General features: G+C 73.5%; 18 protein-coding genes. 12 read left to right on the forward strand and 6 right to left on the reverse strand.

Annotation, left to right across the window (positions count from 1 at the left end):
• Nucleotides 1-4 precede the first annotated feature (4 nt).
• The 4 genes from BKA00_RS07160 to BKA00_RS07175 all read left to right on the forward strand — a co-directional run bounded on the left by BKA00_RS07160 (nucleotide 5) and on the right by BKA00_RS07175 (nucleotide 4,328).
• A complete protein-coding gene (locus tag BKA00_RS07160; RefSeq protein WP_185024169.1) occupies nucleotides 5-1,303 on the forward strand; it encodes an extracellular solute-binding protein in 1,299 nt (432 codons plus the stop codon).
• Complete coding sequence (locus tag BKA00_RS07165) at nucleotides 1,300-2,292, forward strand: carbohydrate ABC transporter permease (protein WP_185024170.1); 993 nt, start codon at nucleotides 1,300-1,302, stop codon at nucleotides 2,290-2,292. The genes BKA00_RS07160 and BKA00_RS07165 overlap by 4 nt, the downstream gene beginning before the upstream one ends.
• The gene (locus BKA00_RS07170) at nucleotides 2,289-3,116 is read left to right on the forward strand and encodes a carbohydrate ABC transporter permease (protein ID WP_185024171.1); all 828 of its coding nucleotides are present in this window, start codon (nucleotides 2,289-2,291) and stop codon (nucleotides 3,114-3,116) included. Before BKA00_RS07165 ends, BKA00_RS07170 begins: the two co-directional genes overlap by 4 nt.
• Nucleotides 3,117-3,260: 144 nt before the next feature.
• On the forward strand, nucleotides 3,261-4,328 hold the full coding sequence (locus BKA00_RS07175) for a lytic polysaccharide monooxygenase (RefSeq protein WP_185024172.1): 1,068 nt from the start codon (nucleotides 3,261-3,263) through the stop codon (nucleotides 4,326-4,328).
• Nucleotides 4,329-4,462: 134 nt separating this feature from the next.
• On the opposite strand, the gene BKA00_RS07180 is transcribed toward BKA00_RS07175, so the two are convergent.
• Together BKA00_RS07180 and BKA00_RS07185 are read right to left on the reverse strand one after the other, a co-directional pair.
• Nucleotides 4,463-6,193, reverse strand: a complete 1,731-nt coding sequence (locus BKA00_RS07180) for a glycoside hydrolase family 6 protein (RefSeq protein ID WP_221493043.1) — start codon at nucleotides 6,191-6,193, stop codon at nucleotides 4,463-4,465.
• A 42-nt stretch (nucleotides 6,194-6,235) separates the two neighbouring features.
• Nucleotides 6,236-7,729 carry a cellulase family glycosylhydrolase gene (locus BKA00_RS07185; RefSeq protein ID WP_185024173.1) on the reverse strand — a complete coding sequence of 498 codons (1,494 nt, stop codon included), beginning with the start codon at nucleotides 7,727-7,729 and terminating at the stop codon, nucleotides 6,236-6,238.
• Between the two features lie 292 nt (nucleotides 7,730-8,021).
• Between BKA00_RS07185 and BKA00_RS07190 the strand changes: the two genes are divergently transcribed.
• From BKA00_RS07190 to BKA00_RS07215, 6 genes are all read left to right on the forward strand, one after another.
• Nucleotides 8,022-9,059, forward strand: coding sequence for a LacI family DNA-binding transcriptional regulator (locus BKA00_RS07190; protein ID WP_230299063.1), 1,038 nt, complete (start codon nucleotides 8,022-8,024; stop codon nucleotides 9,057-9,059).
• A gap of 143 nt (nucleotides 9,060-9,202) precedes the next feature.
• The gene (locus BKA00_RS07195; RefSeq protein WP_230299064.1) at nucleotides 9,203-12,091 is read left to right on the forward strand and encodes a glycoside hydrolase family 48 protein; all 2,889 of its coding nucleotides are present in this window, start codon (nucleotides 9,203-9,205) and stop codon (nucleotides 12,089-12,091) included.
• Nucleotides 12,092-12,195: 104 nt separating this feature from the next.
• Nucleotides 12,196-13,371 (forward strand): DNA polymerase IV, encoded by a 1,176-nt coding sequence (gene dinB / locus BKA00_RS07200; RefSeq protein WP_221493044.1) that lies wholly within the window; start codon nucleotides 12,196-12,198, stop codon nucleotides 13,369-13,371.
• A 360-nt stretch (nucleotides 13,372-13,731) separates the two neighbouring features.
• The gene (locus BKA00_RS40320; RefSeq protein ID WP_185024177.1) at nucleotides 13,732-15,549 is read left to right on the forward strand and encodes a histidine kinase; all 1,818 of its coding nucleotides are present in this window, start codon (nucleotides 13,732-13,734) and stop codon (nucleotides 15,547-15,549) included.
• Nucleotides 15,540-16,214: a response regulator transcription factor gene (locus BKA00_RS07210; protein ID WP_185024178.1), complete on the forward strand. Its 675-nt coding sequence runs from the start codon at nucleotides 15,540-15,542 to the stop codon at nucleotides 16,212-16,214. The genes BKA00_RS40320 and BKA00_RS07210 overlap by 10 nt, the downstream gene beginning before the upstream one ends.
• A 299-nt stretch (nucleotides 16,215-16,513) precedes the next feature.
• Nucleotides 16,514-18,280 (forward strand): sensor histidine kinase, encoded by a 1,767-nt coding sequence (locus BKA00_RS07215; RefSeq protein WP_185024179.1) that lies wholly within the window; start codon nucleotides 16,514-16,516, stop codon nucleotides 18,278-18,280.
• Between the two features lie 117 nt (nucleotides 18,281-18,397).
• Here the strand turns inward: BKA00_RS07215 and BKA00_RS07220 are convergent, their stop codons facing one another.
• The 4 genes from BKA00_RS07220 to BKA00_RS07235 form a co-directional block, all read right to left on the reverse strand.
• Complete coding sequence (locus BKA00_RS07220; RefSeq protein WP_185024180.1) at nucleotides 18,398-18,793, reverse strand: STAS domain-containing protein; 396 nt, start codon at nucleotides 18,791-18,793, stop codon at nucleotides 18,398-18,400.
• A 113-nt stretch (nucleotides 18,794-18,906) separates the two neighbouring features.
• Nucleotides 18,907-20,544: an ABC transporter permease gene (locus BKA00_RS07225; RefSeq protein WP_185024181.1), complete on the reverse strand. Its 1,638-nt coding sequence runs from the start codon at nucleotides 20,542-20,544 to the stop codon at nucleotides 18,907-18,909.
• Entirely contained in the window at nucleotides 20,541-21,443 is a 903-nt protein-coding gene (locus BKA00_RS07230) for an ABC transporter ATP-binding protein (RefSeq protein WP_185024182.1), read from the reverse strand. Before BKA00_RS07230 ends, BKA00_RS07225 begins: the two co-directional genes overlap by 4 nt.
• Entirely contained in the window at nucleotides 21,436-22,110 is a 675-nt protein-coding gene (locus BKA00_RS07235) for a TetR/AcrR family transcriptional regulator (protein ID WP_185024183.1), read from the reverse strand. Before BKA00_RS07235 ends, BKA00_RS07230 begins: the two co-directional genes overlap by 8 nt.
• A 127-nt stretch (nucleotides 22,111-22,237) precedes the next feature.
• On the opposite strand from BKA00_RS07235, the gene BKA00_RS07240 reads away from it, so the two are divergent.
• The gene (locus tag BKA00_RS07240; protein WP_185024184.1) at nucleotides 22,238-23,287 is read left to right on the forward strand and encodes a FecCD family ABC transporter permease; all 1,050 of its coding nucleotides are present in this window, start codon (nucleotides 22,238-22,240) and stop codon (nucleotides 23,285-23,287) included.
• On the forward strand, nucleotides 23,284-24,300 hold the full coding sequence (locus BKA00_RS07245; RefSeq protein WP_185024185.1) for a FecCD family ABC transporter permease: 1,017 nt from the start codon (nucleotides 23,284-23,286) through the stop codon (nucleotides 24,298-24,300). Before BKA00_RS07240 ends, BKA00_RS07245 begins: the two co-directional genes overlap by 4 nt.
• The last annotated feature ends 23 nt before the right edge of the window (nucleotides 24,301-24,323 follow it).

Consider the following 24,323-nt stretch of genomic DNA (forward strand, 5'->3'; position numbering starts at 1 on the left):
CATCATGGGCATCCCACCGCTGTCGCGCCGTTCCCTCCTCACCGCGGTCTCCGCGGGCACCGCGCTGGCCGCCGCCGCGCCCCTGCTCGCCGCCTGCGGCGACGGCGACTCCGGCTCGGGAGGGAGGGTGACCGTCGAGTGGATGGACATCGCGACCACCGAGCCGTCCAAGACGCTCTATCCGCAGATCGCCAAGGCCTACGAGGCGGCGCACCCCAACGTCAGGATCAAGCTCACCAACCTGGAGAACGAGGCCTACAAGTCGAAGATGACGGCGCTGGTCGCCTCCGGGAAGCTGCCGGACGTCTTCGTGACCTGGGGCGGCGGCGTGCTCAAGCAGCAGGTCGACGCGGGGCTGGTGAAGGACCTCACCTCCGACGGGTCGAGCCTGCTCGGCACGATCACACCGGTGTCGCAGAAGGCGTACCAGTTCGACGGCAAGACCTACGCCATCCCGTACGACATGGGCATGGTGGGCTTCTGGTACAACAAGCGGCACTTCACCAAGGCCGGGATCAAGGACACCCCGAAGACCTGGGCGGAGTTCCTGGACGCCGTCCGCAAGCTCAAGGGCGCCGGGGTCACTCCCATCGCTCTGGGCGGCAAGGACAAGTGGCCAGGCCACTACTACTGGGCCTATCTGGCGATGCGCGTCGGCGGCATGCCCGCGATGGAGCAGGCCGCCAAGTCCGACGACTTCACCACCCCGGCTTTCGTCCAGGCCGGACAGCACCTCAAGGAACTGGTCGACCTCCAGCCCTTCCAGAGCGGCTTCCAGAACGCCGGCTATGACGCGCCGGGAGGCCAAGCCGCGACCATGGGCGCGGGGAAGGCCGGCATGGAGCTGATGGGGCAGTGGGCCCCCTCGGTGGAGAAGGACGCCTCCGGCAAGGGCATCGGCGACGACCTCGGCTGGTTCCCCTTCCCGACCGTCGACGGAGGCCAGGGCACCATCACCGACGTGTTCGGCGGCGGCAACGGCCACTCGCTCAGCAAGAACGCCCCCAAGGAGGCGCTGGACTTCCTCAGGTTCCTGATGAACGACGAGAACGAGCGCAGGCTCGTCTCCTCGGGGGCCTTCATGCCGGTCGTCAAGGGCGCCGAGAGCGCGCTCGACGACCCGAACCGCAAGCAGGTCGCCCAGGCGCTGGACGGCTCCAGCGGATTCCAGCTCTACCTGGACCAGGCCTTCCCGCCCGCCGTCGGGCAGCAGGTCAACGACAGCGTCGCGGCCCTCGTCGGCGGCAAGGGCACCCCGGAAGAGGTCGCCCAGCAGGTGACCAAGGCGGCCAAGAGCCAATGACGCTGTCCGCCACGACCGACGACCGGCCGCGGCCCGCCGTGAGGGCCCCGCGGGGGCGGGCCCGCGGCGCGCCGGCGGGGCGGCGGCTGCGCGGCTGGATGTCCGCCACCTGGTTCCTGCTCCCGGCGCTGCTGCTGTTCCTCTTCTTCGTCCTGGTCCCGATCTTCGTCGCGTTCTACACGAGCCTCTTCACCTGGGGCGGCTTCGGCCGGCCCGAGGACTTCGCCGGCCTGGACAACTACCGGAAGCTGGCGGGCGACCCCGTCTTCCGCGGCGACCTGTGGCGCGGCCTGGTCCTCGTCGTGCTGTCGATCGCCGTCCAGCTGCCGGTCGCGCTCGGAACGGCCGTCCTGCTGAACCAGCGGATGCGCGGCCGCGCGGTCTACCGGGCGGTCTTCTTCGCGCCCTACATCCTGTCCGAGGTGATCGCCGGTGTCCTGTTCGGCATCATCTTCCTGCCGGGCACCGGGCTCGCCGACACGCTCGTCGGGGACCTGCCGCTCGTCGGCGGCCTCGCCGGGAAGTGGTTCTCCGACCCGAGCACCGCGCTGCCCACCCTGTTCGCCGTCATGACCTGGAAGTACTTCGGCTTCCACATGATGATCTACCTCGCCGGGCTGCAGGGCATCCCCGCCGAGGTGCTGGAGGCGGCCTCGATCGACGGGGCCGGGCCGTGGCGGCGGTTCCGCGGCGTCACGCTGCCGCTGCTCGCGCCGACGCTGCGGATCAGCGTGTTCCTGTCCGTCATCGGCGCGATCCAGCTGTTCGACCTCGTGTGGGTCACCACGACCGGCGGGCCGACGAATTCCACGGAGACGATGGCCGTCACCATGTTCCAGTTCGGGTTCAAGCGGTACCAGATGGGCTACGCGGGCGCGATCAGCGTGGCCATGTTCCTCATCAGCATGGTCTTCTCCCTGCTCTACCAGCGCTACGCCCTGCGCCGCGACCTCCAGGGCGCCGTCACCTCCGCGGGAGGCCGCCGATGAGGGCGGGCCTCGCGCGGAGCGCGTCCCGGCACGCGCTGGTGTGGGCGCTCGGCTCCTTCATCGTCGTCCCGCTGCTGTACGCGGTCGTCTCCGGCTTCAAGACCACGGGCGCCCTCACCACCGACCCGGTCGGGCTGCCCTCGCCGTGGAAGGTGTCGAACTACACCGGCATCCTGTCGTCCGGCGACTTCTGGCGGCAGATCGGCAACAGCGTGATGATCGCGGTCGCCACCACGCTGCTCACCGTCGCGGCGTCGGCGCTCGCGGCGTTCGCGTTCGCCCGCTACGCCTTCCGGGGCCGGGAGTTCTTCTTCACGCTGTTCGCAGCCGGGCTGATGTTCCCCCCGGCCGTGGCCGTGCTGCCGCTGTTCGTCCTCCTGCGCTCGTTCGGCCTGCTGGATCACCCGCTCGGCGTGATCCTGCCGCAGGCCGCGTTCGCGCTGCCCATCACGATCATCATCCTGCGATCGTTCTTCCGGACGATCCCGGCAGAGCTGGAGGAGGCCGCCATCATGGACGGCTGCAGCCGGTTCGGGTTCTTCTGGCGCATCCTGCTGCCGATGGCGAGGCCGGCCCTCGGCACCGTGTCGGTCCTGGCGATCGTGACGAGCTGGAACAACTTCTTCCTCCCGCTGCTGGTGCTGGCCGATCCGAAATGGCAGACGATCCCCGTGGGGATCCAGCAGTTCCAGGGGCAGTACTCGACGAACTACGCGCTCGTCATCGCCTACATCGTGCTGGCGATGGTCCCCGCCATCGCCTTCTACGCGGTGGCCGAGCGCCAGCTGATCGGAGGCCTCACCGCGGGCGCGACGAAGGGCTGAACCCCTCGCCCGTGCCCGCCGCCCGCGCCCGCGCCCCTCCGCCCCGGCGGCCGATGAAAGCCTGAAAGGCCCGTTCACGAGCCGTCCGCGGCGGAGTTAGCTTCCGCTGGAAAGCACTCTCCTCGGACCGGTGACGGGAGGAACATGGGCGAGCGAAGGCGACGGGCACTGGCCGCGGGGGCGGTGCTCGGCCCCGCGATGATCGCCGGTGCGCTGCTGACGGCCGCGCCGGCGTCCGCGCACGGCGCGATGATGGTGCCCGGCAGCCGCACCTACCTGTGCTGGAAGGACGGCCTGAGCCCGACCGGGCAGATCGTCCCGCACAACCCGGCCTGCGCGGCGGCGGTCGCGCAGAGCGGCCCCAACTCGCTCTACAACTGGTTCGCCGTCCTGCGCTCGGACGGGGCCGGCCGCACCCGCGGCTTCATCCCCGACGGGAAGCTGTGCAGCGGCGGCGCGGTCGTCTACGACTTCGGCGGCTACGACCTCGCCCGCGACGACTGGCCGGTCACGCACCTGACCTCCGGCGCCGACATCGAGTTCCGGTACAACAAGTGGGCGGCCCACCCCGGAACGTTCCGCACCTACGTCACGAAGGACGGCTGGAGCCCGACCAGGCCCCTCAGCTGGGACGACCTGGAGGACCAGCCCTTCTACAGCGTCACCGACCCGCCGAGCGTCGGCTCGCCGGGAAGCGAGGACGCCTACTACCACTGGAACGCGAAGCTGCCGTCCGGCAAGAGCGGCCGCCACCTCCTGTACACCGTGTGGCAGCGCTCGGACAGCAGCGAGACGTTCTACGGCTGCTCCGACGTGGTCTTCGACGGCGGCAACGGCGAGGTGACGGGCATCGGCGAGGACGGCGGCGGCCCGACCGCCCCGCCGACCGACCCGCCCGGCGACCCGGGCAAGGTCTGCAAGGCCGGGTACCGCTCCGTCGGCAGCTGGAACGGCGGCTACCAGGGCGAGATCACCGTCACCAACACCGGGACGCTTCCGCTCGCCGGCTGGATGGCCCACTTCACCTTCGCCAACGGTGAGACGGTCGACAGCCTGTGGAACGGCGGCTACACGCAGTCCGGCCCGGACGTCACGGTCAAGAACGCGAACTACAACGGCGCCCTCGCCGTGGGCGCGTCGACCACGTTCGGGTTCACGGTGAAGGCGCCGGGCTCGCCCACCGCACTCGCACCGCACTGCATGACCTCCTGAGGCCCGAGCAGCACGCGGCCCGCGGCGTCCGACAGGGGACGCCGCGGGCCGCGCTCTTTCCGCGCCTCCGCCGCCAGGACGGGAAGAGGCCCCGTGACCGGAGCGGGTCACGGGGCCGTTTCCGTGGTGGCCGGTTACCGGACGGGCGGGTTGGCGTTCTTGAGCAGCTCCTGGAACTGGGCGGAGAACCAGTGCCCGGACAGCGGGGCGTCCGCCAGCGCGCCGCTCATGTTGTTGTTGTTGCGCGGGTTGCCGGTGTACGTGGGGTCGCACATCCGGTCGAAGCCCTTGCCCTCGTCGTTCGGGATCTCCTTGCTGGCGCCGTCCGACTCACCCGGGGGCTTCATCCACACGTAGGCGTCGATGCCCGCCGCGGGGGCCGCCTTGGGCCGCTCGCCGAGGCCCGCACCCGCCTGGTTGCACCAGTTGCCGAGGTGGATGCGCCGGTCGGTCCGGCTGCCGTCCACGTAGGCGTCCACGCCGGTCTTCGGGCCGGGACCCGTCGGGCGGTCCGCGCCGCCCCAGCCGTTGCGGCTCGTGTCGACGAGCATGCCGATGCCCGAGTCGAATCCGTCCTTGATGAGTTCCTGGCGGAACGCCTGCGCGTAGGACAGCTCGTCGACGTACCGGTTCCAGTCGACCCACTTGGACTGCCGGACGGACGTGCCGTTCACGGTGTCGTTGATGGTGAAGTAGGGCTCCTGCAAGGCCCCGTAGTTGGCGGTGTTGGTGATGAACCCGGCGACGTTGTTCTTCGAGCCGGACGCCTGCGCGACGGTGGCGAGCAACTGGGCGGTCGGGGCGAAGTTGTCGTCCCAGCCGATCCAGCCGTGGTGGCCGACGTCGAGGTAGTTGTAGACGTTGGAGATGGCGCCGAGCTTCTGCAGCGCGTACGCGATGCCCTTCTCGTAGTTGCCGTTGGCCTTCATCGTGTCGCAGTCCGGGGTGGCGGTCGGCCGGCCCCCGGCGTTGGTGATGAGGTTCGGCAGCGAGTCGATCTCCACGACCGTGACGATGCGCAGGCCGGCGTACTTGGCGTCGCCGAGGATCTGCGCGATCGGGTCGATGAACTGCGCCTTGTACTTGTCGAGGTCGTCCGGCCCGAGCTCGCCGTTGGACGCCAGCGCGGAGCAGTCGCGGCCGGGCAGGTCGTAGACGACGAGCTGGACCACGCCGGCGCCCTGTTCGAGGGCCTTGTCGAGGTGGGCGCGCAGGCCCATGGAGCCGTTCGCTCCCTGGATCGCGGCGATCCTGTCCAGCCACACTCCGGTCGGCTGGTTGGAGACCGCGCCGCCGCCGGGCTCGGCGGCGGCCTTGGCCGACCACTCGGGGTTCACGTACGCCTTCACCCCGGCGTAGGGGTTGTCGACGCGGTTGCCCGGAGGCGGATCGGTGGGCGGGTCCGTGGGCGGGTCGGTCGGTCCCGCCGACCCGGTGCAGACGGTCCCGTTCAGCTTGAACTGGGCGGGTTTCTGGTTGGTGCCGGAGTAGGTTCCCTGGAAGCCGGGGTTGGCCGTCGCGTTGGTCGCCAGCGTCTGGGCCCAGCTCGGGCTCTTCACGGTGACGTGCTTGCCGGACTGGGAGAACGTCCCGTTCCAGCCCGAGGTCACCTGCTGGTCACCGGCGAAGTCCCACTCCAGCGTCCAGCCGCCGCTGATCGGGTCGCCGAGGTTGGTGACCGTCACGGACGCGGTGAACCCCGTGCCCCAGTCATTGGTTGTGTAGTCGACCTTGCAGCCGGCGGCCGCGCTGGCCTGGGCCTGGGCCAGCGCGACCATGCCTGAGGCGAGCAGCACGGCCGCCGAGGCGGCGGCCGCGCCGCGGCGCCGGGCGCCGCGGCCGCTGCGCGCGGGGGGGTGTTTCATCCGGATTCCTCCATCTGGTTGGGGTGGGCTTCTCGCGGGGGGTCAGGGAGCGGAGCGCAGGTGGTCGCGCAGTCCGGCGCCGTACGCGGTCGGGGTGCCGTCGTAGGAGCTGATGAGCGACGGACCGCTGGAGCAGTCCCAGGTGTTCCACGTCCAGCCGAGGTAGGACGCTCCGCGGGCGTCCAGCCAGGTCATGAGCGAGTCCACGTAGGAGTGGCCGCAGGTGTTCTCACCGATCTCGCCCGCGACGAGCGGGACCTGCGCGGCGACGGGTGCGATCTGCTGGTCCCAGCAGGACGCGTCCTTGCAGTAGTTGAAGTTGTAGGAGTGCCATGCGGCCGCCAGGTTCCCGGTGGGGTCGGACGGCTTCTGCGCGAGCCACTGCCCGAGGTCGTTGGAGTAGCTGCTGCCCGCGACCATGACGACGTTCTGCGCGCCGGTCGAGCGGACGGCGTCGAGGAGGTCCTGCATCCCGGCCGCCTCGTAGGTGAGGCCCGTGCAGGCCGGGCCGCCGTCACGCCAGCACTTCCACGACTGTGCGTAGTCCATGACCTGGAGGTTGTTCGGGTACGGCTCGTTGAACAGGTCGAACACGACCGCCGTGTCGCCCTTGTAGGCGGTGGCGAGCTGCTTCCAGAATTCCGGCGCGTACTGGGCGTCCGGCATCGGTTTCTGGCATTCCGCGGCCGCGGTCTGGCAATGGCTGTCGTAGCCGGTCCACGATCCGCGGCTCCAGTGCAGTTCCAGAATGGGCGTGATGCCGTTCTCCTCGAGCAGCCCGACGTAATTCTTGACGGCGTTCCGGTAGGCGGTTCCGCGGTAGGCGGGATCGACGTTGTCCAAGCCCAGCCAGCAGTCGGAGTTGAGCGGGACGCGTACGGCGTTGACATTCCATTTCTTGATCGCGGCCACGGAGGCGGCGTCCATCGGGCCGTCCCAGATGCCGTTTCCCTGCACGCAGGCGAACTCGCCGCCGGATCGGTTCACCCCGCGCAGGCGCACCGCCGCGCCGGCGGCGTCCACGAACCTGTTGCCGGAGACCTTCAGCGTGGGCGCCGGGCCTCCGGGCGGGGGAGTCGTCGGGGGCTCGGTGGTGGGCTCGCCGCCGCCGTTGCAGGCCGTCCCGTTGAGCGTGAAGGCGGTCGGCGCGGCGTTCGTGCCGCTGTAGGCGAACTGCGCCCCGGCCTGCACGGACGCGCCCGTGGCGAGGGCCGCGTTCCAGCTCTCGCCGGTGACGGTGACGGTCTTGCCCGACTGCGTCCACCGGCCGTTCCAGCCGTTGGTGAGCTGCTGGTTCCCTGTGTAGGAGTAGGTCAGCGTCCAGCCGTTCACGGCGGGGCCCCGGTTGGTGATCGTGACGGCGGCGGTGAAGCCGGTGCCCCAGTCGTTGGTGGTGTAGCCGACCTCGCAGGCGACGGCGGCGCGGGCCGGCGGCGCGCCGAACACGGTCCCGGTGCCCGCGGCGAGCGAGCCCGCGGCGCAGATCGCGCCGGTCAGCGCGGCCACCGCTGCGGTGCGCGGGGAAAGCGATCTCATGGATCTCCGCCTTCACGTCGGAAGATTGGGCTTGGGAGCGCTCCCACTCCTGGACTGCGGTGAACGTAGAACGCCTCGGACGCGGGAGGGAAGCCTTGTTCCATTCCTTTCACGAACTTTCACGGCGCCTTGCGCGCGCGGTGAGCGGCGGGTGGGGGCCGCCCCGAATTCGGTTTCGCCGCGACCCTTGACACGATGCGCGTCCGATCAGATTCTTGGGAGCGCTCCCACTACTCCCGACCCGGTCCGCCCCCTCGAAAGGCCGGGAACCCCCGAAGGGAGTGCCGCAAGCGTGACCGTCACCCACCCCCCGCACGACCCCGCCCTCCCCGACCGACCGCCCACCCTCGCCCACGTCGCGCAGCTGGCCGGCGTGTCGCCGGCCACGGTGTCCCGCGTGCTGAACGGGTCGGCGCGCGTCAGCAGGGCGGCCCGCCTCCAGGTCGAGGCGGCGGTCGAGCGGCTCGGCTACGTCCGGCGCCGCAGCGGCCCTCCCGACCGGGAGTCGTCCGGCACCGTCGCCACCGTCGTCTGCGAGGACGGCTGCCGCGTCCTCGGCGACCCGTTCTTCGCGCGCCTGCTGTGGGGCGTGCGCCGCGAGCTCCGCGGCCGCGCGCCGCTCGTCGTCCTCATGGCCGGCCGGGCCGACGAGTGGCGGGCGACCACCGGCTACCTGCGCGGCGGGCGGGCCGAGGGCGTGCTGCTCGTCGGCGCCCGCCGCGACCAGGTCGCCCCGCTCGTGCAGGCCGCCGCCGGTGCTCCCGTGGTGCTCGCCGGGCGCCCCCTCGACGAGGTGGCGCTGCCGTACGTCGACGTCGACAACCGGGGCGGCGCGCACGCCGCCGTCCGGCACCTGCTGGCCTCGGGCCGCCGCCGGATCGGCACCATCGCCGGGCCCGCCGACATGGGCGCCGCCGTGGACCGGCTCGCCGGCTACCGGCTCGCGGCGCGCGAGGCCGGGATCGGCGTCAACGGGCTGGTCTGCCAGGGCGACTTCGGCCGGCTGTCCGGCGAGCGGGCGATGCACCGCCTGCTGGAGCGCCGGCCGGACGTCGACGCCGTGCTCGCCGCGTCCGACCAGATGGCGGTCGGCGCGCTGAGCGCGCTGCGCCGGGCGGGACGCCGCGTCCCCGACGACGTCGCGGTCGTCGGGTTCGACGACGCTCCGGTGGCCCAGCAGGTCCGCCCCCGGCTGACGACCGTCCGGCAGCCCGCCGAGGACCTCGGCGCCCGCCTGGCGCGCGAACTGCGCGCCTGCACCGGAGGCAGGCCCAACACCGAGCGCGGCGTCGTGCTGCGCACCAAGTTGATCATTCGGGAGTCCGGCTGACGGACCGGGGCCGGCGCGGCCCCCGCCCTCCCCGTCACCACCGCCGTGCTCCGCCGGTGGTGGAGACCGCCATGCCCGGACATCGGGCGCGACAGGAAGGAACACAGGTGAGAAGACAGCAACGATGGCGCGGCTTAACGGCAGTGGGCGCGACGCTGGCCCTCCTATGCGGCGGCCTGGGCGTGATGGCCCCGGCGCACGCCGCAGCGGCGGCGTGCAAGGTCGTCTACAAGAAGAACGACTGGGGCAGCGGCTTCACCGCGAGCATCGACATCACCAACCAGGGTGACGCGCTCGACGGCTGGAAGCTGACCTACTCGTACTCGGGCGACCAGAAGCTGGCGAGCGGCTGGTCGGGGAAGTGGTCGCAGTCGGGCCGGCAGGTCACCGTCGAGAACGAGAGCTGGAACAGGACGCTCGCGTCCGGTGCCTCGGTCAACGTCGGCGCGCAGTTCACCTACAGCGGGACGAACACCGACCCCACCGCGTTCAGCCTCAACGGCACGCCGTGCAACCGGAGCTCGTCCGCCCCGACGGTGGCGCTGACGAGCCCGTCCGCCGGCGCGACGTACTCGGTGGGCGCCGCGGTGCCGATCGCCGCCACCGCGGCGGCCGGCTCCGGCGCGACCGTCTCCAAGGTCGAGTTCTTCGACCAGGACGGGTCGCTCGGCGCCGCGGACACCACCGCCCCGTACGGGCTGACCTGGACCCCCGCCGCGGCCGGGTCGTACTCGGTCTACGCCAGGGTGACCGACAGCACCGGCGCGACGGCCGAGTCCGCGCCGGTGGGCGTGACGGTGACGGCGGCGGCGAGCGTCGTGGCGAGCCCGGCCGCGCTGACCGTCGCGCAGGGCGCCAAGGCGACGTACGCGGTGAAGCTGTCGCAGGCCCCGTCCGCGACGGTGACCGTGACGACGACCCGCACCGCGGGCAACTCCGGGCTGTCGGTGACGGGCGGCGGCACGCTGACCTTCACGCCGCAGAACTGGTCCACCGCCCAGAACGTGACGATCAGCGCGGACGCGTCCGGGACGGGCCAGGCGACCTTCACCTCCGCCGCGCCCGGCTACGCGGCGGCCAAGGTCACCGCGACCGAGGTGGCCACCTCCGGGGACGCCTACACCCAGCGGTTCCTCGACCAGTACAACAAGATCAAGGACCCGGCGAACGGCTACTTCAGCCCCGAGGGCATCCCGTACCACTCGGTGGAGACGTTCATGGTCGAGGCCCCCGACCACGGGCACGAGACGACGTCGGAGGCCTACAGCTACCTCATCTGGCTGGAGGCCATGTACGGCAAGGTCACGCAGAACTGGGCCCCCTTCAACGCCTCCTGGGCGCTGATGGAGAAGTACATGATCCCGACGCACGCGGACCAGCCGACGAACTCCTTCTACAACGCGTCCAAGCCCGCCACCTACGCCGCCGAGCACCCCGCGGTGAGCGACTACCCGTCGCTGATCGACGGGAGCGTCCCGGTCGGCCAGGACCCGATCGCGAGCGAGCTGAAGTCCGCCTACGGGACCGACGACATCTACGGCATGCACTGGCTGCAGGACGTGGACAACGTCTACGGGTACGGCAACACGCCCGGCGGCGGCTGCGAGCAGGGTCCGGGCGCGGACGGCCCCTCCTACATCAACACCTACCAGCGCGGTTCCCAGGAGTCGGTGTTCGAGACCGTCCCGCAGCCGACGTGCGACAAGTTCGCCTTCGGCGGCACCAACGGCTACCTCGACCTGTTCATCAAGGACTCCTCCTACGCCAAGCAGTGGAAGTTCACCGACGCTCCGGACGCCGACGCGCGCGCCATCCAGGCCGCGTACTGGGCGAACGCCTGGGCCAAGGACCAGGGCAGGTCCGGCGACGTCTCGGCCACCGTGGCCAAGGCGGGCAAGATGGGCGACTACCTGCGCTACTCGTTCTTCGACAAGTACTTCAAGAAGATCGGCGACTGCCACTCGCCCTCGTCCTGCCCGGCCGGGACGGGCAAGGACAGCGAGCACTACCTGCTGTCCTGGTACTACGCGTGGGGCGGCGCGAACGACACCAACGCCGGCTGGGCGTGGCGCATCGGCGACGGCGCCTCGCACTTCGGCTACCAGAACCCCCTGGCCGCCTACGCGCTGGTCAACGACGCCGCGCTCGCGCCCAAGGGCGCGACGGCCAAGGCCGACTGGGGCAAGAGCCTCACCCGGCAGCTCCAGCTCTACAAGTGGCTCCAGTCCGCCGAGGGCGCGATCGCCGGAGGCGTCACCAACAGCTGGGAGGGCAGCTACAGCACGCCCCCGGCCGGCCTGACCGAGTTCTTCGGCATGGCCTACGACTGGCAGCCCGTCTACCACGACCCGCCGAGCAACCAGTGGTTCGGCTTCCAGGCGTGGTCGATGGAGCGCGTGGCCGAGTACTACCAGGTCACCGGCGACGCGTCCGCCAAGGCGATCCTCGACAAGTGGGTCGCCTGGGCGCTGTCGCAGACGACGGTCGACCCCTCCACGGGCGGGATCAGGATCCCCTCCACCCTCAAGTGGACGGGGCAGCCGGACGCGAACTGGGCGACCGCCACCGGGATGCCGCCCGCCAACACCGGTCTGCACGTCTCCGTGCAGGACTACACCGACGACGTCGGCGTGGCCGCCGCGTACGCCAAGACCCTGACGTACTACGCCGCCAAGTCCGGTGACGCCGGCGCCAAGCAGGCCGCGAAGGACCTGCTCGACGCCATCTGGAAGCACACCGACGCCAAGGGCGTCTCGGTCCAGGAGACCAGGTCCGACTACAAGCGCCTCGCCGACCCGGTCTACGTCCCCTCCGGCTGGAGCGGCAAGATGCCGAACGGCGACCCGATCAACTCCAGCTCGACCTTCATGTCCATCCGCTCCTTCTACAAGAGCGACCCCGATTACGCGCGTGCGTGGGCGTACGCCAGCGGCCAGAGTTCGACGGCGCCGGTGTTCACCTACCACCGCTTCTGGGCCCAGGCAGACATAGCCCTGGCCATGGCCGACTACGGCCGCCTCTTCAACGAGTGACCCACCCGCCCGAGGGCCCGTCGCGACGTCTGCCGCGGCGGGCCCTCCGCGCGTCCGCGGGGCCCGCCACCAGGAGCGACCCCCGTGTATGCGAACATATGTTCGTGTCCGCCGGTGCGACGATCCTGCATGCCGACCTGGACGCGTTCTACGCGTCGGTCGAGCAGCGGGACGACCCCGCCCTGCGGGGGCGGCCGGTGATCGTCGGGACGGGCGTGGTGCTGGCCGCGAGCTACGAGGCCAAGGCCTGCGGCGTGCGGACGGCGATGAGCGGCGGGCAGGCCCGCCGGCTGTGCCCGCGGGCGGTCGTCGTCCGGCCGCGGATGAGCGCCTACAGCGCGGCGAGCAAGGCGGTCTTCGCGGTGTTCCGGGCCACGACGCCGCTGGTGGAGGGGCTCTCGATCGACGAGGCGTTCCTCGACGCGCACGGGCTGCGCCGCCCGCCGGCGGAGGTGGCCGCCCGGCTGCGGCGCGAGATCGCCGAGGAGGTCGGGCTGCCGATCACGGTCGGGGTCGCGCGCACCAAGTTCCTCGCCAAGGTCGCCAGCGGCGTCGCCAAGCCCGACGGGCTGCTGGTGGTGCCGCCGGACGGGGAGCTCGAGTTCCTGCGCCCGCTGCCGGTGCGGCGGCTGTGGGGCGTGGGGCCCGCGACCGCCGCGAGGCTCGCCGGGTTCGGCGTGAGGACGGTCGGGGACGTGGCCGGCATGCCGGAGTCGACGCTGGTGTCGGTGCTCGGCCCGGGGGCGGGCCGCCACCTGTACGCGCTGGCGCACAACCGCGACCCGCGCCCCGTGCGGACGGGCGTGCGGCGGCGGTCGATGGGGGCGCAGCGGGCGCTCGGCCGCCGCCCCCGGTCGGCGGCGGAGCTCGACGCGATGCTCGTCGGGCTGGTCGACCGGCTCGGCGGGCGGCTGCGCAAGGCCCGCCGCGTCTGCCGGACGGTCACCCTCCGGCTCCGGTTCGGCGACTACGCCCGGGCCACGCGCTCGCACACGCTGGCCCAGGCCACCGCCGAGACCCCGGTGGTCCTGGCGGCGGCGCGGGGCCTGCTCGCCGCCGCCGGGCCGGTGATCGACGAGCGCGGGCTCACGCTGATCGGCCTCTCGCTCGGCAACCTGCACGACGACGGCGCCGTCCAGCTCACCCTGCCGTTCGACCAGGCGATGGCGGTGGACGGCGCCGTCGACGACGTCCGGGACCGGTTCGGCTCCTCGGCCATCACCCGCGCCGTGCTGCTCGGCCGCGACCAGGGCGTCTCGGCACCGCTGCCGCCCGACTGAGCCGTCCCGGCCGCGCGGTCAGGACGGCTCGACGATCCCGAGGCCGTCCGCACCCGGTAGGCGATGTGGTCCAGGGCGGCGACGGGCCCGGACCGCAGGACGAGGGAGTGGTGGGTCAGCTCGTCGGTGCCGCGCAGGCACAGCGCGCCCCGTCTCGCCGGATCCCGCGGCGGTCACCGGAAGGCCTCGCGCATCGATCGGATAACGCCGGTGCGGGGGAGCGCCCCGCGTCGGGAGGATGCCGGTGCGTCCGCCGACGGGCGCGCGGCCGCCGCGGCCCGGGAAAGCACGGGGTCGCGTCCCGTGGGTTCGCGGTGGCGGTGAGCGGGCCGGGGCCCCAGCATGGAAAGGATGGTCGTGGTGATTTCCGCGCCACGCAGGCGCAGGTCGCCGCCGTGGTTCGGGACGGAGACGAGGCGCGCCCTCGTCGCCGGCGCGGCGGTCGCGGGGCTGGCGCTCCTCGCGGGCTGGCCGTACTGGCGCGACCACCCGGCCGCGGCCGCCGCCACGATGGCCAGCTGCGCCGCCATCGCCGTGGTGGGCGTGCTGCTCGCGACCGGGCCCCGCACCCGCCGCACCGGGCTGCTGTTCGCGGCCGCGTCGGTGTTCTGGGCGGTCAACTGGGCCGCGAGCTGGGACGCGACCATCGGACCCATCATGTCGCCCTACGCCCAGGCCGACTTCTACCTCGCCCTCGCCGTCGGAGTCCTGCTCTACCCGGGCGGGCGACTCGAATATCTGGGCGACCGGATCTGGACGGGCATGGCGTGCCTGGTCCTGTGGGGCTGCCCCACAGCGCTGTGGGTCACCTCCGAGCCGGAATGGGCGGCGTTCCGGGGCGAGTCGGTGTGGTGGCCCGCCCTCTACCCCGACCTGGAGGTCTTCAAGGCCGTCCTTCAGGTGTCCGCCGCGCTGTACCTCCTCCTCGCCCTGTCGTTCGCCGTCGTCCTCCTGCTGCGGCTGCCGCGGATGGGCCGGCTGCGGCGCGTGCTCGCCCTGCCCGTGACGGTCGCGATCGGGTTCGTCGGCGTCTCGGCGGCGTTCACCCAGAAGCCGATCATGGAGGCGTCGATACCGCTGGACGACCTGCTGCATGTCTACGTGATCCAGGGCGCGGTCGTCGTCCTGGTCCCGCTGACGCTGCTGGCGTCCGGGCTGCGGGTCCGCATCGCCGAGCTGACCGTCGCGGGGCGGATGCTCCGGCTGACCGCCCCGGTGTCGGTGGAGAGGATCCGCGACGCCCTGCGCGACGTTCTGCACGACCCGACCCTCGAGCTCTGGTTCTGGGCGCCGGCGGAGGGCGGCTACGTCGACACCTGCGGGCGCCCCGTCGACCTCGGCCCGGAGACCGGCGGCGCGGACGAGGCGGCGCCGGACGGTCCCGCGGGGGAGGGCGGGCGCTGGCGGCACCGGGTGCGCGGCGCGTCCGGGGAGCCGCTCGCCGTGGTCGAGCTCGGCGGCGCGCTGCGCGACCACGGCTCCCTCGTGGAGGCCGCGCTCGTCGCGGGCGGCCGGGCGCTGGAGACCGCGCGGCTCCAGGTCGGCGTGCAGGCGGGCCTCGAACAGGTCAGGGCCGCCTACCGGCGCCTCGTGCGGGCCGAGGCCGCCGAGCGCGAGCGCCTCGCCCGCGACCTGCACGACGGCGCGCAGCAGCGGCTGCTCGCGCTCGGCGCGATGCTCGGCACGCTGGAGGCCGTCACCGGCGACCCGGCGGTCAAGGAGCACGCCCGCGCCTGCCGCGCCGAGCTGAAGGAGGCCCTCGCCCAGCTGCGGGCGCTGGCCCGGGAGGTGCAGCCGGCGCTGCTCGTCCAGGACGGCCTCGGCCCGGCGCTGGAGGTCGTCGCCGAACGGCTCGGCACCCGGGTCGCGCTCGACATCACGTCGCGCCGCTTCTCCCGCGAGATCGAGTCCACGCTTTACTCCGCGCTGTGCGAGACGCTGTCGTACGCTGTCGAGGGCGCGCGTGCCACCCGGATCCTCGTGCGGGTCGGCGAGGAGGGCGGACGGGTGGTCGCCGAGGTCGGGCTCGACGGCGCCCGCCCCGGTGCCCCCGCCGCGGATCCCGCCGCCGATCTGGCCGGTCCGTCCGGCCGGATCAGGGCGCTGCGCGGTGAGATGGAAGTCGGCGGCGGCCCCCGCGCGGGCCTGACGGTAAGGATGGACCTGCCATGCGAGTAGCCGTGGCGGAGGACAGCGGGATCTTCCGGCAGGCTCTGGTCACCCTCCTCACCACGGTCGGGATCGACGTGGTGGCGTCCGCCGGCTCGGGCGAGGAGCTGGTGGCCCGCGTCGCGGACGACCCGCCCGACGTCGCCATCCTCGACCTGCACATGCCGCCCACGTTCACCAACGAGGGCGTCGTCGCGGCGCGGCGGCTCCTGGAGCGCCACCCCGGCCTCGGCGTGCTGGTCCTGTCGGCCTTCAACGAGACCCCGCAGGCGATGGAGCTGTTCCGCGGCCGTCCGCGCGGCGTCGGGTACCTGCTGAAGGACCACGTCACGGACGTGGAGAACCTGCGCTCGGCGCTGGAGCGGGTCGGCCGCGGCGAGGTCGTCATCGACCCCGACGTGGTGACCAGGCTGGTCGAGGCGCGGCACCGCGAGCAGGAGCTGTCCCGGCTGTCGGGGCGCGAGCGGGAGGTCCTGGCGCTGATGGCGGAGGGGCACTCCAACGCCGGCATCGGCAAGCGGCTGCACCTGTCGGCCCGGACGGTCGAGGACCATGTGCGGGCCATCTTCGCCAAGCTCAAGATCACCACGCCCGGCGGGCCGCCCGGCCCCCAGGACAGCAACAAGCGCGTGCTCGCCGTCCTGACCTGGCTGCGCGCCGCCGAGACCCGCTGACCACGACCGGGCGCCGCGGCCCGCGGTCCTCGCGTGCGCCTCGTCCCGCGCATCGATCGGGTAACGGACCCTCGCGCCGCACGGCGGCGGTGGGGAAAACTGCCTGTGCGAGTCCGGTCGCGTCAGGTGACCCGGTGGTGGCCCCCGCACGCCACCGCGAGGCGCCCCGGGCCCGTCCGCGGGCTCGTGACGCGGCCGTTCCCGGCACGGTCCCATGCTCCCTGCGCCGCCCTGCGCGCGCATCCGGGAAAACCCCCGGCCCGGACGGTGGTTTCCCGGGACGACACGGAAGGATCGCGGTGAGGCCCGTTCCCCGGTGGCCGCCGTGGCTCGGCGCGCGGGTCCGCCGCGCCCTGGCCGCGGGCGCGGCGGTCGCGGCCGCGGCGCTGGCCTTCGGCTGGCCGCACTGGCGCGACCAGCCCGCCGCCGCCGCCGTCACCCTCGTCTGCTGCGGCGGATTCGCCGTCGCGGGCGGGCTGTTCGCGGCGGGGCGGACCGCCCGGCGCACCGGCGCGGCGTTCGTCGCCGCCGCCGCGGCGTGGGCCGTCACCTGGGCGGCGGCCTGGAACACCGGCGCGGCACCGCTGGTGTCGGTGTTCGCCCAGTCGGTGTTCTTCCTCGCCGTCGGCGTCGGCGTGCTGCTGTACCCGGCCGGGCGGCTGGAGGGCGCCGCCGCGAGGCTGTGGACCGCCGCCGCCGTTGTGATCATGGTCGGCGGGCAGGCGCTGCTGTGCGCCGTCTCCCGTCCGGCCTGGAACGGCTTCGCGGCGTCGGCGGCGTGGCCGGTGCTGCGCGCCGAGCACGAGGTGTTCCACGGCGTCCAGCGGGGCCTGGCCGGCGCGATGACGGTGCTGGCCGGCGCCCTGGTGGTGATCCTGGTGGCCCGGCTGCCGCGCACGGGGCGGCTGGACCGTGCGCTCATCGTCCCCGTGGCCGTCGCCGTGGCGTTCGGCGTCTCCGGCGCCCTGGCGGTCCAGAGCACGCTCATCGGCAGCGACGCGGACCTCGCGGACGTGCTGGACGTCTACCTCTTCCAGGGCGTCTTCGCGACGGTGCTGCCGCTGGCGTTCCTCGGCACCGCGCTGCGCGCCCGGCTGGCCGAGCTGACCGTCGCCGAGCGGATGCAGCGCCTGCTGGTCGCCCCGGTCTCGGTGGCGCGCGTCCGCGACGCGCTCCGCACCGTCCTGGGCGACACCGCGCTGGACCTGTGGATGTGGGCGGACGGCGGCTACGTCGACGTGGACGGCCGCCGCGTGCGCGACGCGCCCGGAGGCGCGGCGGACCGCTGGCGGCACCAGGTCCGCGCGTCCGGCGGCGAGCCCCTCGCCACCGTCGACCTCGCCGCCGCGCTCCGGGGCCACGAGCCGCTCGTCGAGGCGGCGCTGGTCGCGGGCGGCCGCGCGCTGGAGACCGTGCGGCTCCAGGCCGCCGCGCAGGCCAACCTGGAACGGGCCCGCGAGGCGCGCGAGCGGCTGGTGCGGATCCAGGCGGCCGAGCGCGAGCGGCTCGCCGCCGACCTGAAGTACAGCGCGCAGCGGCGGCTCCACGCGCTGGAGGAGATGCTCGCCCGGCTGGAGGCCGCGGCGGCGGACCCGCGGGCCCGCGAGCAGGCCCGGACCTGCCGCCGCGAGCTGGCCGAGGCGGTCGCCGAGCTGGAGGCGCTGGCCCGCGGCATGCACCCGGCGATCCTCGCCGACGCCGGGCTGGCCCCGGCGATGCGGCTGGTCGCCACCCGCACGCCCGTGCCCGTCCATCTCGACATGCCCGCGGGCCGGTTCCCGCCCGAGATCGAGTCGACGCTCTACTTCGCGCTCTGCGAGGCGCTCACCAACGCCGTCAAGCACGCCCGGGCGGACGCGATCCACCTGAGCGTCAGCCCGGGGCCCGACGGGATCGCCGCCGAGGTCCGCGACGACGGCGTCGGCGGCGCCGCCCCGGACCCGGGCGGCGGCCTGGCGGGCCTCACCGACCGCGTCCGCGCGCTGCGGGGCCGGGTCACCGTCGACAGCCCGCCCGGTGAGGGCACCTCGGTGCGCATCGTCCTGCCGTCCGGAGAGGGCGCCTGACTCCGCGGTCGTGGGCCGCGCGGTCAGGAGGGGGCGGCGGCTGCTGGCGGAGAGCCGCCGGTGGGCAGGCTGCGAGGAGCGGGAGCGGGAGTGGGGGCCTTGGCTCGGCCGGCGGGTTCAGCGTGCGGAGAGCGCGTCGAGGGCCTGCTCGGTGGTCGGGTGGGCGATGAGGTGGCGGTCCAGGCCGCTGCGTTCGATGATCGTGCGGAACCGGCGCTCCGGACGGGCGAGGACGAACTCGCCCCCGGCCGCATGGGCGGCCTTCCAGAGAGTGATCATCGCGTTCAGCCCCGAGGAGTCGCAGAAGCTCACCTCCCCGACGTCCAGGACGATCAGCGGTGGCCGGCTCATCGCCCGCATGTCGGCCAGGACGTGCTCGCGCAGCGCGTCGGCGGTGAGGATCGTGAGCTCCCCCTCCGCCTCCACCAGCAGGCAGGGGCCGCGGACGTCGCTGCGGACCCGCAGCGGATCGATGGGGGTTCCCTCCGGCGTCTGGCCGGCTCCGATGGACATGACGATCACCTCCCGTAGTCGCAAGGTTGCGGAGTACCCGTGAAAGGGGAGGTCATGCGGGTTCCCGGGCGGGCCCGCAGGCGCCCGCCCGGGAACCCCTGGCAGGGCGCGGATCAGGGGGTGTCGCGGCGGCGGAAGGCGGCCAGCCCGGCCGCGGCGAGCGCGGCCGCCGCCGCGGTGAGCACGAGGAGGGGGAGCGGGTCGGCGTCACCGCCGGGCAGCTTCGGGGTGTGGGTGAAGGGGGACAGGTCCATCACCGCCTGCGGGAGGCCCAGCAGCGGTCCCACCTGGCCGAGGAGCAGGAAGACGGCGAGGACGCCCCACCCGGCGGACGCCGCGCGGGGGAGCGCGCCGAACAGGAGCACCGTGGTGGCGGCGACGACCCAGACCGACGGGAGCTGGGCCAGTGCCGCGCCGAGCTGGCGAGGCAGCTGACCGGCCAGGTCGTCCGAGCGTGCTCCGTGGACCAGGCCGACGGCCAGGCCGGTGGCGGTGAGCATGACCACCGTCCCCGCGACGGTGTTCGCCAGGGCGGCGACGGCCCAGCGCGTGCGGCCGACGGCGGTCGCGAGGACGGGCTCCAGGCGCCCGCCGCTCTCCTCGGCGCGCAGCCGCAGGACGCTCTGCACCGCGTAGGCCGCGGTGAACAGCGCCATGAGGCCCATGGCGGTGGCGAGGAACGCGTCCGCGATGTCCTGCTGGCCGCCCATCTTGCGGATGTCGTTCAGCACGGCGTCGCTGCCGTTGACGAGATCCCCGACGCCGTCCGCGACGCCGCCGATCGCCAGCCCGTACACCAGGAACCCGGCGGACCAGCCGAGCGTCGTCCCGCGCTGCAGCCGCCACCACAGGGTGAAGGGGCCGCGCAGGGACGGCGGGGCGTGTGCGGGGCCGAGGGAGGGGGCGATGATCCCGGCGCCGAGGTCGCGGCGCCCGGTCAGCAGGTGGGCGGCGGCGACCAGCACGGCGGACGCGAGGAGGGGGAGCAGCAGGACGGCCCACTGCTCGTCCGCGCACGGCCGGACGCGCTGCGCCCAGCCGATCGGCGACAGCCACGACAGCCAGTGCGCCGAGCCGGCGTCGGCGACGCCGCGCAGGAGGTAGGACGCGCCGAGGACGGCGAACGCCAGGCCGTTGGCCAGCCGCGAGGTCTCGGCGAGCTGGGCGGTGAGCGCCGCGACGCCGGAGAACACCAGCCCGGCGCCGAACCAGGACAGCCCGAACGCGACCGAACCGGCCGCCGGCATCCCGAAGAGGATCATGACGAGCGCGGCCGCGGCCGCGAGGGTCCCGGCGGCGGTCGCGGCGGTCAGCAGCGCCGCGGTGAGCGGCGCGCGGCGCCCGACGGCGGCGGCGCCGACCAGCTCCAGCCGGCCGGCCTCCTCCTCGGCGCGGGTGTGCCGGACGACCAGCAGGACGCACATCACCGAGGTGAGCGCGGCGCCGGTCGCGCCGATGCGCCACGCGCTGAGCCCCGCGACGCTGCCGTCGTTCAGGACGGGTCCGTAGAGCGCCCGCGTGGACGGGTTGCCGTTGATGCCGCGCGCGAAGCCCGCGAGCGCCGAGGGCGTGTCGTACTCGTGCTCGAAGCTGTAGACGGTGCTGGAGACGAGCGCGGTCAGCCCGTAGATCCACGCCGGCATCATGACGCGGTCGCGGCGCAGCCAGATCCTCATCAGCGTGCCGGTGCCCGCGAGGCCGACGCCGCGTCCGGCGGCGCGCGCCGGGGCGCGCAGGGTCGTGGCGGTCATGACGCGGTCTCCCCGGCGAGGTCGTCCTCGTAGTGGCGCAGGAACAGCTCTTCGAGCGTGGGAGGCCTGCTGGTCAGGGTCCGCACCCCGATCCTCGTGAGCTCCTTGAGCGCGGAGTCCAGCTCGGGGGTCTCCACCTCGAACGTGATGGTGGTGCCGTCGATACGGACGTCGTGCGCCCCGGGCAGCGGGACGCCGTCCGGGGCGGCGGCGAGTTCGGCGTGGATGGACGTGCGGGTCAGGTGCCGCAGTTCGTCGAGCGTGCCGGTCTCGACCGTCCGGCCCTTGCGGATGATCGTGACGCGGTCGCAGAGCACCTCGACCTCACTGAGGATGTGGCTCGACAGCAGGACGGTGCGCCCGCCGCGCCGCTCCTCCCGGACGCACTCCTGGAACACCTCCTCCATGAGCGGGTCGAGGCCGGAGGTGGGCTCGTCCAGGATGAGCAGTTCCGCGTCGGACGCGAACGCCGCGACGAGGGCGACCTTCTGCCGGTTGCCCTTGGAGTAGGCGCGGCCCTTCTTCTTCGGGTCGAGCTCGAAGCGGCCGAGCAGTTCGTCGCGCCGGTTCCCGTCGAGCCCGCCGCGCAGCCGTCCGAGCAGGTCGATGACCTCGCCGCCGGACAGGTTCGGCCACAGCGTGACGTCGCCGGGGACGTAGGCGATGCGGCGGTGCAGGGCGGTGGCGTCGCGCCACGGGTCGCCGCCGAGCAGGCGCGCGGCGCCGGAGTCGGCGCGCATCAGCCCGAGCAGGATGCGGATGGCGGTGGACTTCCCGGCGCCGTTGGGGCCGAGGAACCCGTGCACCTCGCCGGGCGCCACGCGCAGGTCGAGGCCGTCGAGCGCGCGCGTCGGGCCGAACGTCTTGACCAGGCCCTCGGCCCGGACCACGTCATTCATCGTCGTCTCCCTTGAGACCGGTCTCGTACCGGTCCATCGCCGCGTGGGCGCGCGCGACGGTCTCCCGGTCGAGCAGCCGGTCGTCGAAGATCTCCAGGACCGCGCGGCGCAGCCGCAGCGACCCCTCGGGGGTGAAGGTGTCGACGCCGAGGACGCGGCTGAGGTGCTGGTGCAGCACCTCGATCCCCGTTGTCATCGCGACGGTCGCGGCGGCGTAGGCCCGGGCGTCGCGGGTGGTGGGCGGGAGGGTTCCGGGCGGCGGGTCCGCCATGTACCGCTCGGTCACGGCGACCAGGTCGTCGAACATGCGGGCCGCCGCCGCCGAGCCGTCGACGAGCGCGCGGGCCAGGTAGCGCCGGACGGGCAGGTCGGCCTGGACGGCCGCGGCCAGGAAACCGGGGTCGCCCATCGCCTCTCCGGCGGCCGTCGAGCTGAGCCGGCGGACCGTGTCGAGCGCGTAGGCGTCGCAGGCCTCGCGCAGTTCCTCCTTCGAGCCGAAGTGGTGCTGGACGAGCCCCACCGAGACCCCGGCGGCCTCGGCGATCCCGCGGAACGTCGCGCCCTTCGTGCCGTGCTCGGCGAACTGCAGCAGCGCCGCGTCCCGGATCTTGGCCCGCGCCGTCAGGTCCTCGGATGCCGGGCCCGCGGCCCGGCCGGTCCTCGCCATGCAAGGCTCCAATACAAGCGTCCAATTTCCAATATGGATGTATAGCATACGCTTGTATTGTCGCTGGGCGGAAGAGAGGTGGGCGAGGCCGTTGAGCGGGTGAGTTAGCTTAGGCTAGCCTTACCTGGTGCTTCCCCTCGCGCGAGAACGCCCGCCGAGATCCCCGGAACGGCGGGGGCTGCCGCGCGGCGCGCATCCGTGGTGGCTCGCCCTGCTCGCGGCGGTGCTCCTGCTGACGGTCGGGGCGAGCCTCGCGATCGGCGCCGGAGATGTCCCTTTCGGGGACGTGCTTCCCGGCGTCCTCTCCCCGGACGACGGCTCCCGGGCGCAGCTGATCGTCCACGAGCTGCGGCTGCCCCGCACGCTCCTCGGCCTCGCCGTCGGCACGGCGCTCGGACTGGCGGGCGCCGTGATGCAGGCGCTCACCCGCAACCCGCTCGCCGAGCCGGGCCTGCTGGGCGTGAACGGCGGCGCGGCCCTCGCGGTCGTCCTGGTCATCGGCGCGTTCCGTGTGGACGACCTGCTCGTCTACGTGTGGGCGGCCTTCCTCGGAGCGGCGGGCGCGGCGGCCCTGGTCTACCTGATCGGCGCCCGGGGGCGCGGCGGCGCCTCCCCGGCGCGGCTGGTGCTCGCGGGCGCGGCCGTCAACGCCGTCTTCAGCGCTATGACGGCCGGCGTGATGCTGTTCACCCCGCGCACCTTCGGCGGCTTCCGGTTCTGGCAGGTCGGCTCGCTCGGCGGCCGGGACGTGCAGGTCTTCCTGCGCGTGCTGCCGTTCGTCGTCGCCGGGACGCTGCTCGCGCTGGCGCTCGCCCGCCCGCTGAACGCCCTCGGCCTCGGCGACGACGCGGGCCGCGCCCTCGGCTCCCGCCCCGGCCGGACGCGGGCGCTCGGGGCGCTCGCGGTGGTGCTGCTGTGCGGGGCCGCGACGGCGGCGGCCGGGCCCATCACGTTCCTCGGGCTGGCCGTCCCCTTCATCGTCCGGACGGCGGTCGGCCCGGACCAGAGGCTCGTCCTGCCCTACTCGCTGCTGCTCGCGCCCGTCCTGCTGCTCGGCGCGGACATCCTCGGCCGCGTCGTCGCGCCCGGAGAGCTGGAGACCGGCATCGTCACCGCGTTCCTCGGTGCGCCGCTGTTCGCGGTGATGGTCCGGAGGGGGAGGACGCGCGACCTATGAGAGTCGTCCGTGCGGCCGGGATGTCGCTGCGATGGGAGCCGCGCGCGGCGGCGGTGTGCGGGGCGCTGGCGGTGGTCGCGGTGTGCTCCGCCGTCCTCGTGGTCGGCTCGGGGGAGTTCCCCATCGCGCCGCCGGACGTGGTGCGCGTCCTGCTCGGCAGGGGCGACCAGGCCACCGAGTTCATCGTCACGACCCTGCGCCTGCCCCGCGCCGTCACCGGACTGCTCGCCGGCCTGGCGCTCGGTCTTTCCGGGGCCGTCTTCCAGAGCGTCTCCCGCAACCCGCTCGGCAGCCCCGACCTCATCGGCTTCACCACCGGCTCGGCGACCGGCGCGCTGCTGCAGATCCTGGTGTTCGGCGGCGGCGCGGTCGCGATCACCGCCAGCTCGGTCGCGGGCGCGGTGCTGACCGCCCTCGCGGTCTACCTGGTCGCCTACCGCCGGGGCGGCGGTGTGCACGGCGTCCGGCTGGTGCTGATCGGCGTCGCCGCGGCGGCGATGCTGGAGGCGCTCAACTCCTATCTCATCACCCGCGCCGAACTGCGCGAGGCCTACGAGGCCGCGTTCTGGCTGACCGGCAGCCTGAACGGGCGGGACTGGGACCAGGCCGTCCCGCTGGCGCTCGCGCTGGCCGTGCTCGTCCCCGCGGCGCTGCTGCTGGCCCGGCCCCTCGGCATGGGCGAGCTCGGCGACGACGCCGCGCGGGCGCTCGGCGTTCCCGTCCAGCGCACGCGGGCGCTGCTGACGGTCGCCGGGGTGGGCCTCGTCGCGGCGGCGACCGCGGCGGCCGGGCCCGTCCCGTTCGTGGCGCTCGCCGCGCCGCAGCTCGCGCGGCGGCTGACCAGGCGCCCCGGCGCGCAGCTGCTGCCCGCCGCGCTGACCGGCGCGGCCCTGCTGGCGAGCGCGGACCTCGTCGCCCTGCACCTGCCGGTCGCGGTGCCGGTCGGCGTCGTCACCGGAGTCCTCGGCGGGGTGTACCTGGCGTGGCTGCTGTCGGTCTCCGGGCGGCGTTGACGGAGCGGATCATCGCAATTAGG

Source organism: Actinomadura coerulea (assembly GCF_014208105.1).
Lineage (GTDB): Bacteria > Actinomycetota > Actinomycetes > Streptosporangiales > Streptosporangiaceae > Spirillospora > Spirillospora coerulea.